14 protein-coding genes are annotated in these 13,219 nt (G+C 71.5%); 8 read left to right on the forward strand and 6 right to left on the reverse strand.

Annotated elements, in window-relative coordinates:
* Positions 1-63 precede the first annotated feature (63 nt).
* The 4 genes from OG542_RS08675 to OG542_RS08690 are packed head-to-tail and all read left to right on the forward strand — an operon-like array spanning position 64 to position 4,090.
* Complete coding sequence (locus tag OG542_RS08675) at positions 64-2,712, forward strand: nitrate- and nitrite sensing domain-containing protein (protein WP_328409640.1); 2,649 nt, start codon at positions 64-66, stop codon at positions 2,710-2,712.
* A 14-nt stretch (positions 2,713-2,726) separates the two neighbouring features.
* Positions 2,727-3,158 (forward strand): roadblock/LC7 domain-containing protein, encoded by a 432-nt coding sequence (locus tag OG542_RS08680; RefSeq protein ID WP_020271575.1) that lies wholly within the window; start codon positions 2,727-2,729, stop codon positions 3,156-3,158.
* A 1-nt stretch (position 3,159) separates the two neighbouring features.
* Positions 3,160-3,519 carry a DUF742 domain-containing protein gene (locus tag OG542_RS08685; RefSeq protein ID WP_328409642.1) on the forward strand — a complete coding sequence of 120 codons (360 nt, stop codon included), beginning with the start codon at positions 3,160-3,162 and terminating at the stop codon, positions 3,517-3,519.
* Entirely contained in the window at positions 3,506-4,090 is a 585-nt protein-coding gene (locus OG542_RS08690) for a GTP-binding protein (protein WP_184589215.1), read from the forward strand. The genes OG542_RS08685 and OG542_RS08690 overlap by 14 nt, the downstream gene beginning before the upstream one ends.
* Positions 4,091-4,145: 55 nt before the next feature.
* Here OG542_RS08690 and OG542_RS08695 read toward each other — a convergent pair whose 3' ends face one another.
* From OG542_RS08695 to OG542_RS08720, 6 genes are all read right to left on the reverse strand, one after another.
* The gene (locus OG542_RS08695) at positions 4,146-5,102 is read right to left on the reverse strand and encodes an ABC transporter substrate-binding protein (RefSeq protein WP_328417840.1); all 957 of its coding nucleotides are present in this window, start codon (positions 5,100-5,102) and stop codon (positions 4,146-4,148) included.
* A gap of 63 nt (positions 5,103-5,165) precedes the next feature.
* Positions 5,166-5,831 (reverse strand): ABC transporter permease, encoded by a 666-nt coding sequence (locus OG542_RS08700; protein WP_328409646.1) that lies wholly within the window; start codon positions 5,829-5,831, stop codon positions 5,166-5,168.
* Positions 5,828-6,526, reverse strand: coding sequence for an ABC transporter permease (locus OG542_RS08705; RefSeq protein WP_184589221.1), 699 nt, complete (start codon positions 6,524-6,526; stop codon positions 5,828-5,830). The genes OG542_RS08700 and OG542_RS08705 overlap by 4 nt, the downstream gene beginning before the upstream one ends.
* Positions 6,523-7,659 (reverse strand): ABC transporter ATP-binding protein, encoded by a 1,137-nt coding sequence (locus OG542_RS08710; protein ID WP_328409649.1) that lies wholly within the window; start codon positions 7,657-7,659, stop codon positions 6,523-6,525. Before OG542_RS08710 ends, OG542_RS08705 begins: the two co-directional genes overlap by 4 nt.
* A 68-nt stretch (positions 7,660-7,727) precedes the next feature.
* The gene (locus OG542_RS08715) at positions 7,728-9,209 is read right to left on the reverse strand and encodes a sensor histidine kinase (RefSeq protein WP_328409652.1); all 1,482 of its coding nucleotides are present in this window, start codon (positions 9,207-9,209) and stop codon (positions 7,728-7,730) included.
* Positions 9,206-9,904: a response regulator transcription factor gene (locus tag OG542_RS08720; RefSeq protein ID WP_311128320.1), complete on the reverse strand. Its 699-nt coding sequence runs from the start codon at positions 9,902-9,904 to the stop codon at positions 9,206-9,208. Before OG542_RS08720 ends, OG542_RS08715 begins: the two co-directional genes overlap by 4 nt.
* A 206-nt stretch (positions 9,905-10,110) precedes the next feature.
* Here OG542_RS08720 and OG542_RS08725 point away from each other — a divergent pair, with 206 nt between their 5' ends.
* The 4 genes from OG542_RS08725 to OG542_RS08740 are packed head-to-tail and all read left to right on the forward strand — an operon-like array spanning position 10,111 to position 13,151.
* Positions 10,111-11,397 carry a ferredoxin reductase family protein gene (locus OG542_RS08725; RefSeq protein WP_408057855.1) on the forward strand — a complete coding sequence of 429 codons (1,287 nt, stop codon included), beginning with the start codon at positions 10,111-10,113 and terminating at the stop codon, positions 11,395-11,397.
* Positions 11,398-11,410: 13 nt separating this feature from the next.
* Positions 11,411-11,824, forward strand: coding sequence for an FMN-binding protein (locus OG542_RS08730; protein ID WP_328409657.1), 414 nt, complete (start codon positions 11,411-11,413; stop codon positions 11,822-11,824).
* A 4-nt stretch (positions 11,825-11,828) separates the two neighbouring features.
* Positions 11,829-12,566, forward strand: a complete 738-nt coding sequence (locus tag OG542_RS08735) for an FAD:protein FMN transferase (RefSeq protein WP_311128317.1) — start codon at positions 11,829-11,831, stop codon at positions 12,564-12,566.
* 42 nt (positions 12,567-12,608) lie between these two features.
* Positions 12,609-13,151: an MOSC domain-containing protein gene (locus OG542_RS08740; RefSeq protein ID WP_328409660.1), complete on the forward strand. Its 543-nt coding sequence runs from the start codon at positions 12,609-12,611 to the stop codon at positions 13,149-13,151.
* Positions 13,152-13,219 lie beyond the last annotated feature (68 nt).

Raw genomic sequence — 13,219 nt, forward strand, 5'->3', positions numbered from 1 at the left:
CCACCCTCCCCGACCGTTCCGCTTCCCCGTTCCTCGCTCCCCGCTGATCGCCCTAGGACGACGATGTCTCGACGGACAGGTGCCCGGCGCCGTCTCGGTTCCATACGCCTCTCCCTGTGGCTGCTGGCCCTGGTGCCCGGCGTCACCCTCGCCGCCATGTGGGGCGTGACGACGATCCAGATGTTCTCGGAGGGCCTGCGGCTGCGTGACCAGACGGAGCTGAGCCGGTCGACCGGCGCCATGGGCACCGACGCGACGCTGGCGCTGCAGCGGGAGCGCAGCCTGTCGGCCGCCTGGCTGGCCTCGCCGCACGGCTCCCGGACCGCCCTCGACAACCAGCGCGAGGACACCGACAAGGCGGTCGCGAAGCTGGTCGGGCAGGCGGACGCGATCGAGAAGGCGCCCTCCCGCGTCTCCGACCGGCTGTACTCGGTGCTGGGATCGGTCGGCAGCCTGGAGTACTACCGGGACCAGGTGGACAACCCCACCGACATCACAGCCCAGCAGGCGCTGGACCAGTACTCCTCGATCATCGACGAACAGATCCACGCCTTCCAGGAGCTCTCCCAGGTCGACGACGGCGACCTCACCTCGCAGGCCGGCCCGCTGGTCGCGCTGGAGCACGCGGCGGAGCTGGTCTCCCGGGAGGACGCGCAACTGACCCTGGCCTGGCCGTCCGGGCATCTGGACGACAAGGCGTGGGTGCAGTACGCGGAACTCGTGAACACCCGGCGCTGGCTGGTCCAGGACCAGGTCGTGCCCCAGCTGACCGGCCAGGCCAAGGCAGAGACCGAGCGGATCCTGGCGAGCCCGGAGTGGCAGACGCTGCAGTCGATCGAGGACCAGGTGCTGGCGGCCCGGAACTCCAGCGCCGACGCGGACCGGATCGCCCTGCCGGACGCGCAGAAGCGGTGGAACGCCGCCATGGACAAGCTGTCCGCGCACTACGCGACTCTCATCGAGCAGCAGACGACGGGACTGCTGGAACGCAGCGCCGACAAGGCGGACGGGACGCTGATCAAGGCGGCGTCCCTGAGCGCCGGCGGCCTGCTCGCACTGCTGCTGTGCGTCGGCATGTCCTGGCGGATCACCCGCTCGCTGTCCCGGCGGCTGCGCGGTCTGCGCCTGGCCACGCTCAGCCTCGCGAAGGAGCGGCTGCCGGACGTGGTGGCCCGGCTGGAGCGGGGCGAGACGGTCGACCCGGAGTCGGCGACGACCCCGCTGGACTACGGGCACGACGAACTCGGCCAGGTGGCCCAGGCGTTCAACACCGCCCAGCGCACGGCCGTGCACACCGCGGTCGAACTCGCCGACACCCGGCGCGGCTTCCAGAAGGTCATCCTGGGCATCGCCCGGCAGAGCCAGAACCTGGTCAACCTCCAGCTGAGCAAGCTCGACGCGCTGGAGCGCGAGCACAGCGATCCCGACATCCTCAAGGGCCTGTACGAACTGGACTCCACGGCAAGCCAGTTGCGCCGCTACGAGGAGAACCTCGTCATCGTCAGCGGCGAACGGCCGGGCCGCAGCTGGACCGAGCCGGTCGCGCTGATGGACATCCTGCGCAGCGCGGTCGGTGAGGTCGCCGAGTACCAGCGGGTGGAGGTGCACACCGAGGAGGAGGTGTACGTCGCCCCGCCCGCGGTCGCCGACGTCATCCATCTGCTGGCCGAGCTCATCGACAACGCGACCGCGTACTCCCCCGCCCCGAGCCCCGTCACGGTGCGGGCCGGGATGGTCGCCAAGGGCCTGGCCGTCGAGGTCGAGGACCGCGGCCTCGGCATGTCGGAGGAGGACTACGCGTCCTTCAACGAACAGCTCGCGGTGCCCCCGCAGTTCGACGTGGTCGCGCTCGCCGACGACCTGCGCCTCGGCATGTTCGTGATAGCCCAGCTGGCCCACCGGCACGGCATCGCCGTCACCCTGCGCGCGTCGCCGTACGGCGGGACCACGGCGATCGTGCTGATACCGCACGACATCGTGGTGCGGGAGATCCCGGACGCGGGAACACCCGGCGCCCGGAACGCCAAGGCCCTGAACGGCACGCACAGCCTCGCGGCCGTCGGCGGCCCTCGGGGGGCCGGCGTCCCGGCCGCGAGCAGGCCGAAGGACGGCGGAGGCGCGGAGGATGGGCGGGGCTCGGACGATGGGCGGGGCTCGGTGGACGAGAGCGGCTCGGGCGACGGGCAGAGCTCGGTGGACGGGCAGAACTCCGGAGACGGGCAAAGCCCCGGATACGGGCAGGACTCCGGAGACGGGCGAAGCTCCGGAGACGGGCAGGACTCCGGAGACGGGCGAAGCTCCGGAGACGGGCAGGACTCCGGAGACGGGCAGAGCTCGGTGGGTGCCGAGCGCGCCGAGGTCTCCGACAGCGCCACCGGTACCGGCGACAGCGCCGGCAACGCCGGTTCCGCTCGCGAGCCGCGGCCGCTCGCCGCGCCCCGGACCGTCCCCGCCGGTGCCTCCACCCCCCGCGGGGACGGTCTCGCCCCGCTCCCCCGCCGCGTGCCGCAGACCAGCCTGGTGGAGGAACTGCGCGAAGAGTCCGCGCCCGACGACGACAGCTCCCTCGACGACTTCACCGCGGAAGCCGCCGCCTCCTCCCTGGCCGGCTTCCAGCGCGGCACGCTCCGGGCCCGTGACGAGGACCCGGCCGCACCACCCCGGCAGGCCGCCGCCGACGCCGTCCCCTCGACTCCGCCCGCCGACCGCTGACGAAGGACACCGCAATGACACGCCCCATCCCCGCCACGCACACCCAGCTCGACCAGCTGCTGACCGGACTCGTGGAGCGGGTCGCCGACGTCAACCAGGCCGTGGTGCTCTCCGAGGACGGCCTGGTGGTCAGCAAGTCCACCGGGTTCCTGCGCGACGACGCCGAGCGGCTCGCGGCGACCGCGTCCGGCCTGATGAGCCTGAGCAAGGGCGTCAGCATGGACTTCCGGGGCGGTCCGGTGCGCCAGGCGCTCATCGAGATGGCCAACAGCTATCTGATCCTGACCTCCGCCGGGCCCGGCGCCCATCTGGTCGTGCTGACCGGGCCGGGCGCGGACGTCGGTGTGGTGGCGTACCAGATGAACATGCTGGTGAAGAAGATCGGCGAGCACCTCAGCGCGGCACCGCGGGGCATGGCCGGACCCGTCGTCGACCCAGGCGTGTGAGGTGGGCGAAGGCGACTCGGCGGGCCGGCTCGTCCGGCCGTTCGCGCTGACCGGCGGCCGGACCCGGCCCAGCCGTGCCGACTTCACGCTCATCGCGACGGTGACCGCGGTCGATCCGCCGCCGGCCGCCACGGCCCGGTGCCAGCCCGAGCACACCCGGATCCTCCGGCTGTGTGCCGAGCCGCTCGCCGTGGCGGAGCTGGCAGCCCGGCTCGACCTGCCGGTGAGCGTGGTCGTCATCCTGCTCTGCGACCTGCTGGAGGCGGGCCGGATCACCGTCCGCCCGCCGCGCCTCGTTTCCCGTACTGCTCCGGACCTGGACCTGCTGCAGAAAGTGAGGGACGGCCTTGGCCGGCTCTGACCCCGTCACTGACGCGTCCTCGGCACCCGACACGGTCAAGATCCTCATCGCCGGGGGGTTCGGCGTGGGCAAGACCACCATGGTCGGGTCGGTCAGCGAGATCGCCCCGCTGCGCACCGAGGAACCCCTGACCATGGCCGGTCTGGGCATCGACGACCTCGACGGCATCGAGGAGAAGCGGGCCACCACCGTGGCCCTGGACTTCGGCAGAATCAGCATCAGCCGGGAGCTGGTGCTGTACCTGTTCGGTACGCCGGGGCAGCAGCGGTTCTGGTTCATGTGGAACGACCTGGCGCTCGGCGCACTGGGGGCCGTGGTCCTGGTCGACGTCCGCAGACCCGAGTCCAGCTTCGCCGCGATCGACTTCTTCGAACGCCGGGAGATCCCGTTCGTCGTCGGGGTCAACGGCTTCCACGGGAAGCACCCGTATCCGGCCGAGGACATCCGGGACGCGCTCGCGGTGCCGGAGCATGTGCAGGTGCTGCTGTGCGACGCGCGGGACCGGGAGTCGTGCCGGGACGTGCTGATCGCCCTGATCGACCAGTTGATCGCGTCGGCCGTTCAGGCCTAGCGAGACATCGCGCGGCCCGGGCGGTGCGCACCGCCCGGGCCGTGGGACCGGAGCGTCAGGTCAGGCCCGCCGACTTCAGCCATGCCTTGGCCACGTCCAGCGGGTCCTGCTTCTCGAGCTGGACCTTCGCGTCCAGGTCGAGCAGCGCGGCCGTGTCGAGCTTGGCCGAGACCGCGTCGAGTGCCGCGGCACCCTCCTTGGACAGCTCGCCCTTGCGGACCAGCGGCTGCACGTTCTGGAAGCCGAAGAGGTTCTCCGGGTCCTTGAGGACGACGAACTTGTCCCGGGCGATGGTCGGGTCGGTGGTGAAGAGGTCCGCGGCCTGCACGGTGTTCTTCTTCAGCGCCGTCTGGGTCAGCGGGCCACCCGCGTCGAGGGACTTGAAGGACTTGAACTCCAGCCCGTACACCGACTTCAGGCCCACCAGGCCCTGGTGCCGGGTCTGGAACTCCGGCGAACCGCCGAAGTCCAGGTCCCCGGCGACGTCCTTGAGGTCCGCGATGGACGAGTCCGCGGTCAGCTTGTACTTCTTCGCGGTCTCCGCGTTGACCGTCACGGAGTCCTTGTTCTGCGCGGCCGAGGGCTTGAGCAGCTCCAGCTTGGAGTCGAGCTTGCCGTTGATGGCGGTCGTGGTCTCCTCGACCGTCTTCGGCTTGGCCTTGGCGTCGAGGTAGGCCAGCAGGGAGCCGTTGTACTCCGGCAGCACGGTGACGCTGCCGTTCTTCATCAGACCGTACGTGGTCTCCCGGCTGCCGATGTTGGGCTTGTAGGTGACCTTGATGCCCTTGGCCTTGAGGGCCTCGCCGTAGATGTCGGCGAGCAGGATGCTCTCGGCGAAGTTGTTGGAGCCGACGACGACGGCGCCGCCCTCCGCCCCGCCGCCCTTGAGCGGGTCGTCGGAGGTGCCGCCGGAGGAACAGCCCCCGAGAAGAGCTGCCGCCGCGGCCAGCGCGACCGCTGCCGCGCCGGGGTGCCTCGTTATGGACCGGGTGCTGCTCTTCCGTGTAGTAATCACCCACTGATCCAAGCCAGCGGATATTCGGTCAGTCAAGAGCAGCTTGGTCACCAATTGGCGTCATCTCCTGCGCACACCCGGCGACACCGCGATCCGGGCCGCCGCCCAGAACAGCGCGAGCGTGACCAGCGCGAGGACGGCCACCAGCGTCGCGCCGCCCACCACCTTCTCGTAGTCGCGCTGGTAAAGGCCGTCGACGATGTACCGGCCGAGGCCGCCCAGGCTGACGTACGCGGCGATGGTGGCCGTCGACACGATCTGGATGGCCGCCGAGCGCAGGCCGCTCAGGATCAGCGGCAGGGCGACCGGCAGTTCCACCTGGAAGAGGATCCGGGACTCGTGCATACCCATGCCGCGGGCGGCGTCCACCGGCGAGGGGTCGACGGAACGCATCGCCTCGTAGGTGGTGACCAGGATCGGCGGGACGGCGAGGATGACCAGCGGGATCATCACGGGCAGCATCCCGAACCCCAGCAGGGTGGTCATCAGCACCAGCAGACCGAAGCTGGGCAGGGCCCGCCCGGCGGTGGCGACCAGGGACAGGGCGTTGCCGCCGCGCCCGTAGTGACCGGTGACCAGGCCGACCGGCAGTCCGATCGCGGCGGCGAGGAGCAGCGCCTCCAGGGTGTACTGGACATGCTCCCCGAGCCGGGCCGGGATGCCGTCGTACCCCTGCCAGTGGGCGCTGTCGCTGAAGAACGCGTTGACGAAGTTGAGTACGTTCACCGGGCGGCGTCCTTGAGGGCGGGCGCAGGCTTGCGGCGGACCGTCCCGCTCGGCATCCACGGCGTCAGCAGCACGCGGACGAGGACCAGCAGGGCGTCGACGAGGATCGCCAGGAGCGCCGTGGTGATCACGGAGTTCCAGGTGAGCTCGGGCCGGTTGTAGATCTGCGCGTCGTGGAGCAGGTTGCCGAGCGCGCCCTGGTTGCCGATCAGCATGCCGACGCTGACGAGGGAGATGCTCGACACGGTCGCCACCCGCAGGCCCGCGATGATCGCCGGTACCGCGATCGGCAACTGCACCTGGAAGTACCGCCGTACGGGCCCGAAGCCCATGGCGGTGGCGGCGGCCAGGGTCTCCGGGGGCACCGAGCGCACCCCGTCGACGATCGCCGGGACGAGCACCACCAGGCTGTACACGGCCAGCGGGATCATCACGGTGAGTTCGGTCTGCCCGGTGTAGTCGATGAGCACGACGAAGAAAGCCAGGGACGGGATGGCGTACAGGACGGTCGTCAGGCCGAGGACGGGCGGGTACAGCCAGCGGAAGCGCACGCACAGCTGGGCGATCGGCAGCGCCAGGAGCAGTCCGGCCGCCACCGGCAGCAGAGCCTCCCGCAGGTGCAGCCCGATCAGCCCGAACCAGCTGTGCTGGAGGTCGCTCGGGATGTCGAAGAAGTCGTGGAGGTAGTCGCTCATCCGGCGGCGACCTTCTCGTCGTCGCGCTCGTCGTCGCGCCGCGCCGCGTGGGCGCTGCGGATCGCCTCGCCGATGGTCTGCTGGGCGACCACTCCGGTCACCCGTCCGCCGGCGTCCACGGCGACGGCCCAGCCGGTCGGGGAGAGCACGGCGCAGTCGAGGGCGGCCCGCAGCGAGTCGGTGCCGGGCACGAACGGCCGTCCGTAGGACAGGAGTTGGTCCGTCCTGATGTCCCCGGCCGCCAGATCCTGCGGCGTGCTCCAGCCGAGCGGCCTGCCGTCCGCGTCGGTCACCAGGAGCCAGGGGGCGCCGGGGGCGGCGATCCGCTCGGCGGTGGCGTCGACCGGGATCACCGGGTCGGTGGTCAGCGTGAGCCCCGCGGACGGGAAGAACGACAGGCCCCGGATGCCGCGGTCGGCGCCGAGGAAGTCCTCGACGAAGGCGTCGGCGGGGCTCGCCAGCAGCTCGGCGGGGGGCGCGTACTGGGCGAGGTGGCCGCCTTCACGCAGCACGGCGACCATCGTGCCGAGCTTGATCGCCTCGTCGATGTCGTGGGTGACGAAGACGATGGTCTTGCCCAGCTCGTCCTGGATGCGCAGCAGTTCGTCCTGGAGGACCTTGCGCACCACGGGGTCGACCGCCGAGAACGGCTCGTCCATGAGCAGCACCGGCGGGTCGGCGGCGAGCGCCCGGGCCACGCCGACGCGCTGCTGCTGGCCGCCGGACAGCTGGTACGGGTACCGCTTGGCGAGCGCGGCGTCGAGGCCCACGCGCTCCATCAGTTCGGCCGCCCGGGCCCTGGCCTTCTGCTTGCCCCAGCCGAGCATGCGGGGCACGGTCGCGATGTTGTCGACGATCGTGCGGTGCTGGAAGAGGCCGGCGTTCTGGATGACGTACCCCATGGACCGGCGCAGGGTGGTGACGGGCTGCCGCTGGATGTCCTCGCCGTCGAGGAGGATCGTTCCCTCGCTCGGTTCGACCATCCTGTTGATCATGCGCAGGGTCGTCGTCTTGCCGCAGCCCGACGGTCCGACGAGGACGGTGATCGAGCGGTCGGGTATCTCCATGGAGAGCCGGTCGACCGCCACCGTGCCGTCCGGGTACCGCTTGGTGACTGATTCGATCCGTATCAAGGCGCCGGGGCCCCTTCGGGTTGGCGGAGACTTTTGGCCATGGTCGTACGGGCTGTTGCCGGACGAGTCTAGACGGCGGTGGTTTCCGGACCCGGGGCGGCCGGTGGCCCGTTCCCGTTCAGTGGCAGGCGGACGGTGAAGGCCGTCGCCCCCGGCTCGCTGTCCAGCTCGATGCGGCCGCCGTGCGCCCGGACCAGGGACTGGGCGACCGCGAGGCCGAGGCCGCTGCCGCCGCGGTCGCGGCTGCGGGCCTTGTCGACGCGGTAGAAGCGGTCGAAGACCCGGGCCCGGTCGTCGGGCGGGATGCCCGGACCGGTGTCGGCGACCCGCACCTCGGCCGAACCGGGCGCGACGCACACCTCCACGGACACCTTCGTCCCGGCGGGGGTGTGCACGGCGGCGTTGGTGAGGAGGTTGTCGACGACCTGCCGGATGCGCAGCGGGTCCATCCGCAGCCGCACCGGACGCGGCCCCACGAGCACGGTCAGCGGGTGGCCGGGGCGGCCCGCGCGGAAGGCGTCAGCCGCCTGGCACACCAACTCGGCCAGGTCGGCGTCCTCCAGCCGCAGCGGCTCCTCCACCTCCGCCGCGTCCAGCCGGGCGAGCAGCAGCAGGTCGTCCAGGAGGACGCCCATCCGGGCGGCCTCGGCGCGCAGCCGGGCCAGGTGCCGGTCGCGTTCCTCCGGGGCGTTGGCGGCGGCGTACTGGAAGAGGTCCGCGTAGCCGCGTACCGACATCAGCGGGGTGCGCAGCTCGTGCGAGGCGTCCGCGACGAACCGGCGCAGCCGCTGCTCGGCCTCCGCGCGCACGGCGAGGGAGTCGTCGATGTGCTCCAGCATCGTGTTGAAGGCGGTCCGCAGTTCGTCCACCTCGGGTCCGCCGTCCCGGCCGTCGGCGCGCAGCGGCAGCCGGGCCGCCGACTCGGTCAGGTCGTGCGAGGTGATGCCGTGCGCGGTGGACGCCATGTCGCTCAGCGGTTTCAGTCCGCGGCGCAGCGTCCGGCGGCCGAAGACGACCAGAGCGAGCAGGGCGGCCCCGAAGGTGACGACCTGGATCGTGATCAGCTGCCCGACCGTGTCCTCGATGTCCTCCATGGGCGCGGCGCTGACCAGGACGACCCCGGGCTCGACCTGGCAGGCGCGCAGCCGGTAGGAGCCGGCGCCCTTGAGGTGCTCGGTGCGCAGGAGTTCCGTGTGCGCGGTGGTCTGCGCCCGGGCCATGGAGGTGAAGTCGTCGACGTCCTTCGGCAGGTCGGCGGGGTCCTCGGGCCTGCGGAGCTCGGGCGTGCCGTCCGACACGTCGTACACGGCGTAGAACCAGCTGTAGTACTTCTTGCCCGAGAGCGTGCCGTAGTCCGCGATGCTCTTGGACTGGGCGATCTGGGCCTGTGCCAGCTGGGTGTCGAGCTGGGCCGAGAGATAGTCCCGCATGTACGTGGTCAGGGCCGTGCCGACGACGGCGAACACGACCAGTGCCAGGGCGCCGAGGCCCAGGGCCAGCCGGGTGCCCAGGCGCATCCTGCGGTAGGTCCGCCGCAGCCGGGCGATCACTCGGAGGCCCGCCGCAGCACGTACCCGAATCCCCGCACGGTGTGGATCAGGGGCGCGCCGCCGTCGTCCGTCTCGTCGAGCTTGCGGCGCAGCCGGCTGACGACCAGCTCGACGACGTTGGAGCGGCCGCCGAAGCCGTACTCCCAGACGTGGTCGAGGATCTGCGCCTTGGTGAGCACGGTGGGCGACTTGCGCATGAGGTAGCGCAGCACCTCGTACTCGGTCGGGGTCAGCGACAGCGGTCGCTCGCCGCGCCGCACCTCGCGGGTGTCCTCGTCCATCGTCAGGTCGCCGACCTGGAGTACGGACCGCTGGAAGGCGGGGCCGGCGCTGCGCCGCAGCACGGTCCGCAGCCGGGCCATCAGCTCCTCCACGGCGAACGGCTTGACCAGGTAGTCGTCGCCGCCCCGCGTCAGGCCCGCGACCCGGTCGGCGACGCCGTCGCGCGCGGTGAGGAACACCACCGGCACCATCGTCCCGGAGGCGCGCAGCCGGTCCAGGACGCCGAAGCCGTCCACGCCGGGCAGCATCAGGTCGAGCACCACGATGTCCGGGTGGAACTCGGCGGCCCGCTTCAGCGCGTCCTCGCCGGTGTACGCCGTGACCGCGTCCCAGCCCTCGTAGCGGGCGACGGTCGCGACGAGATCGGCGATGGGCGGGTCGTCGTCGACGACGAGGAGGCGTACTTTTTCCACCCGCTCATAGTGCTTCACCTGTCCCTCGCCTCCATAGCCGTCCGCCCCTTCGTCGCGCGATCGATAAACACTTGAAAGTTGAGCGACAGTATTTCGACAGCTCCCCCGCGACAAGCTCGGTGTCCCAGGATCCGATCAAGGAGCTGCCGACCGTGACGACCCTCCGACAACCTCCCGCGGCGACCCGCCAGGGCGTGCGCCCCACAGTGGTGGGGCGCACCGGCCTGTACGCGGTGCTGCTCGCCAACGCGGTCGTGGTGGCCGTGTTCTTCGTCCAGGCCGGCTTCGCCTCCAACACGCTCATCGTGCTGGGCCGGCTGACCGGGCTGTACGGTTCGCTGCTCATGGCGTTCCAGCTGCTGCTGGTGGCGCGGCTGCCGTGGTTCGACCGGCGGATCGGCATGGACCGGCTGACGTCCTGGCACCGCTGGACCGGCTTCTCGGTGCTGTGGCTGCTGCTCGCGCACGCGGTGTTCATCGTCTTCGGCTACGCCCAGTCCTCGTCCTTGGACCCGGTGAACCAGCTGGTGGACCTCGCCGAGACCGTCGAGGGCGTGCTGCGCGCGATCACCGCCCTGGCGATCATCATCGTGGTCGGCGTGGTCTCCGCCCGCTCCGCCCGGCGCCGGCTGGCCTACGAGACCTGGCACTTCATCCACCTGTACACCTACGTCGCGGTGGTGCTGGCGTTCACGCACCAGGTCGCGGCGGGGACGACGTTCACCTCGTCGTCCACGGCGAAGACGTACTGGTACGCCGTGTGGGGCGTGGCCCTGGCCGCCGTGTTCACGGGCCGCCTGGTGCTGCCGCTGTGGCGCAACCTCCGTCACCGACTGCGCGTGACGGCCGTCGTCCCGGAGAGCGACAACGTCGTCTCGATCTACATCACGGGTCGCGACCTCGGCCGGCTGCCCGCCCGGGCCGGCCAGTTCTTCCTGTGGCGGTTCCTGACCAAGGACCGCTGGTGGCAGGCCAACCCGTTCTCGCTGTCCGCCGCCCCGGACGGCCGTACGCTCCGGCTGACCGCCAAGCGCGCGGGCGACGGCAGCGCGGCCCTGCGGCACCTGAAGGTCGGCACGCGCGTGTTCGCCGAGGGCCCCTACGGCGCCTTCACCACCCTGCACCGCACCCGCCCGGACGCCCTGCTCATCGCGGGCGGCGTCGGTGTCACGCCGATCCGGGCCCTGCTGGAGGAGCTGCACGGCCACGCGGTCGTGATCTACCGGGTGGCCACGGACCAGGACGCCGTCCTCTACGGCGAACTGCGCGACCTCGCGCTCGCCAAGGGCGCCGAACTGCACCTGGTGACCGGCCCGCCCGTGCCGGACCGGCTGGCGCCGCGGGAACTCGCCCGCCTGGTGCCGGACATCGCCGGCCGGGACGTCTACCTGTGCGGCCCGCCGCCGATGATGAACGCGGTGCTCGGCAGCCTGCGCGAACTCGACGTGCCCAAGGCGCAGATCCACTTCGAACGCTTCAGCCTGGCCGGATGACGAGGAGAGATTCGTGAAGCGAGCCATACCCGTCCTCGTCCTCAGCGTCGCGGGCCTGATCCCGGTCTGGCGCTACGCGCCCTCGCACGACACCGGGTCGTCGTCGACCGCCACGGAGGCCGCGGCGCCGGCGTCCACGCCCTCGGCGTCGTCGTCGGGCGGAACCACCTCCACCGTCGTCTCGGGGTCCACGATCGACACCGAGAAGGGCCCGGTACAGGTCGAGGTCACCTTCGACGGGGACAAGATCGCCTCGGTGCGGATGCTCCAGCAGCCGGACCATCCGCAGACCACGGCCGCCGTGCCCCAGCTGATCGAGGAGACGCTCCAGGCACAGAGCGCCGACATCGACACGGTGTCCGGCGCCACCATCACCAGCGACGGCTACAAGGAGTCGCTCCAGGCCGCCATCGACGCGAGGGGCTGACCGGATGCGGCGCGTCGAGCACGTCATGGGGTTCCCGGTGTCGGTACGCGTCGACGACGAGGGCTTCCCCGAGGCGGCGGTGGACGGCCTCTTCGTCTGGCTGCACGAGGTCGACGCGCGGTTCAGCCCGTTCCGGCCGGACAGCGAGGTGTCGCGCCTGGACCGGGGCGAGGTGTCCGAGCCCAGCCCGGCGCTCAGGGAGGTCCTGGACCTGTGCGAGGAGTACCGGGTCGCGACCGGGGGCGCCTTCGACGTACGCCTGCCCGGTCGCGGCCTCGATCCCTGCGCCGTGGTGAAGGGCTGGTCGGTGCAGAAGGGGGCCGCGCTGCTGGCGGCGGCCGGGGCGCGGCGCTTCTGCCTCAACGCGGGCGGTGACGTGGTCGCCGCCGGCGGCCCATGGCGCGTGGGCGTACGCCATCCCGAACACGCCGACCGGCTGTGCACGGTGCTGGACCTCACGGACCGGGCCGTCGCGACGTCCGCCCGTTACGAGCGCGGCGACCACATCATCGACGGACGTACCGGCCGCCCGGCGACCGGGCTGCTCAGCCTCACGGTCGTCGCTCCCACCCTCACCGAGGCCGACACCGTCGCGACGGCGGCCTTCGCCATGGGCGCCGAGGGCGTCGCGTGGGCGGCGGCGCGGGAGAACTGCGAGGTGTTCGCGGTGGACGCCGGGCGCCGGGTCCTGCGGTCGCCGGGGTTCCCCGGGGAACGGACGGCGACGCAACCGACCGGTTAGGCTCCTGAAAGGATCACTGCCGAACGGAAGGGGGCCGAAGGCATGAGCGCGACGGTGACGGCGGTCAGCAGCAACGGCGAGTACTCGTTCACGAAGCCGAACCGGGACAGCATCACCCTGCTCGCGGGGCTGGGGGTGGAGGGCGACGTCCACGCGGGAGTGACGGTCAAGCACCGTTCGCGGATCGCCCAGGACCCTACCCAGCCGAACCTGCGCCAGGTCCACCTCATCCACGAGGAGCTCTTCGCCGAGGTCGCCGAGACCGGGTACGCGGTGGCGCCCGGCGAGCTCGGGGAGAACATCACCACGCGCGGCATCGACCTGCTCGGCCTGCCGGTCGGCACCCTGCTGCACATCGGCGATACCGCGGTGGTGGAGGTGACCGGCCTGCGCAACCCCTGCGTCCAGATCGACGCCTTCCAGGACGGGCTGCTGAAGCAGGTCGTCGGCCGCGACGAGGCCGGCCGGATCGTGCGCAAGGCCGGCATCATGAGCGTCGTACGGGAAGGCGGCGTGGTGCGGCCCGGGGACTCCATCGAGGTGCGGCTCCCCGCCGGACCGCACCGGCCGCTGGAACGCGTCTGAGCGAGCCCTGGTGACGGGCCTGTCAGCCCTCGGGCAAGGCCTCCAGGAAGCCCGCCGGCGGCACGAAG

This window comes from Streptomyces violaceus (assembly GCF_036014075.1).
Classification (GTDB): Bacteria; Actinomycetota; Actinomycetes; order Streptomycetales; family Streptomycetaceae; genus Streptomyces; species Streptomyces violaceus.

Coding starts and splice junctions, on each gene's coding strand:
- OG542_RS08675 (WP_328409640.1), top strand. CDS start 64: ATGTCTCGACGGACAGGTGCCCGGCGCCGTCTCGGTTCCATACGCCTC.
- OG542_RS08680 (WP_020271575.1), top strand. CDS start 2,727: ATGACACGCCCCATCCCCGCCACGCACACCCAGCTCGACCAGCTGCTG.
- OG542_RS08705 (WP_184589221.1), bottom strand. CDS start 6,526: ATGAGCGACTACCTCCACGACTTCTTCGACATCCCGAGCGACCTCCAG.
- OG542_RS08735 (WP_311128317.1), top strand. CDS start 11,829: ATGCGGCGCGTCGAGCACGTCATGGGGTTCCCGGTGTCGGTACGCGTC.
- OG542_RS08740 (WP_328409660.1), top strand. CDS start 12,609: ATGAGCGCGACGGTGACGGCGGTCAGCAGCAACGGCGAGTACTCGTTC.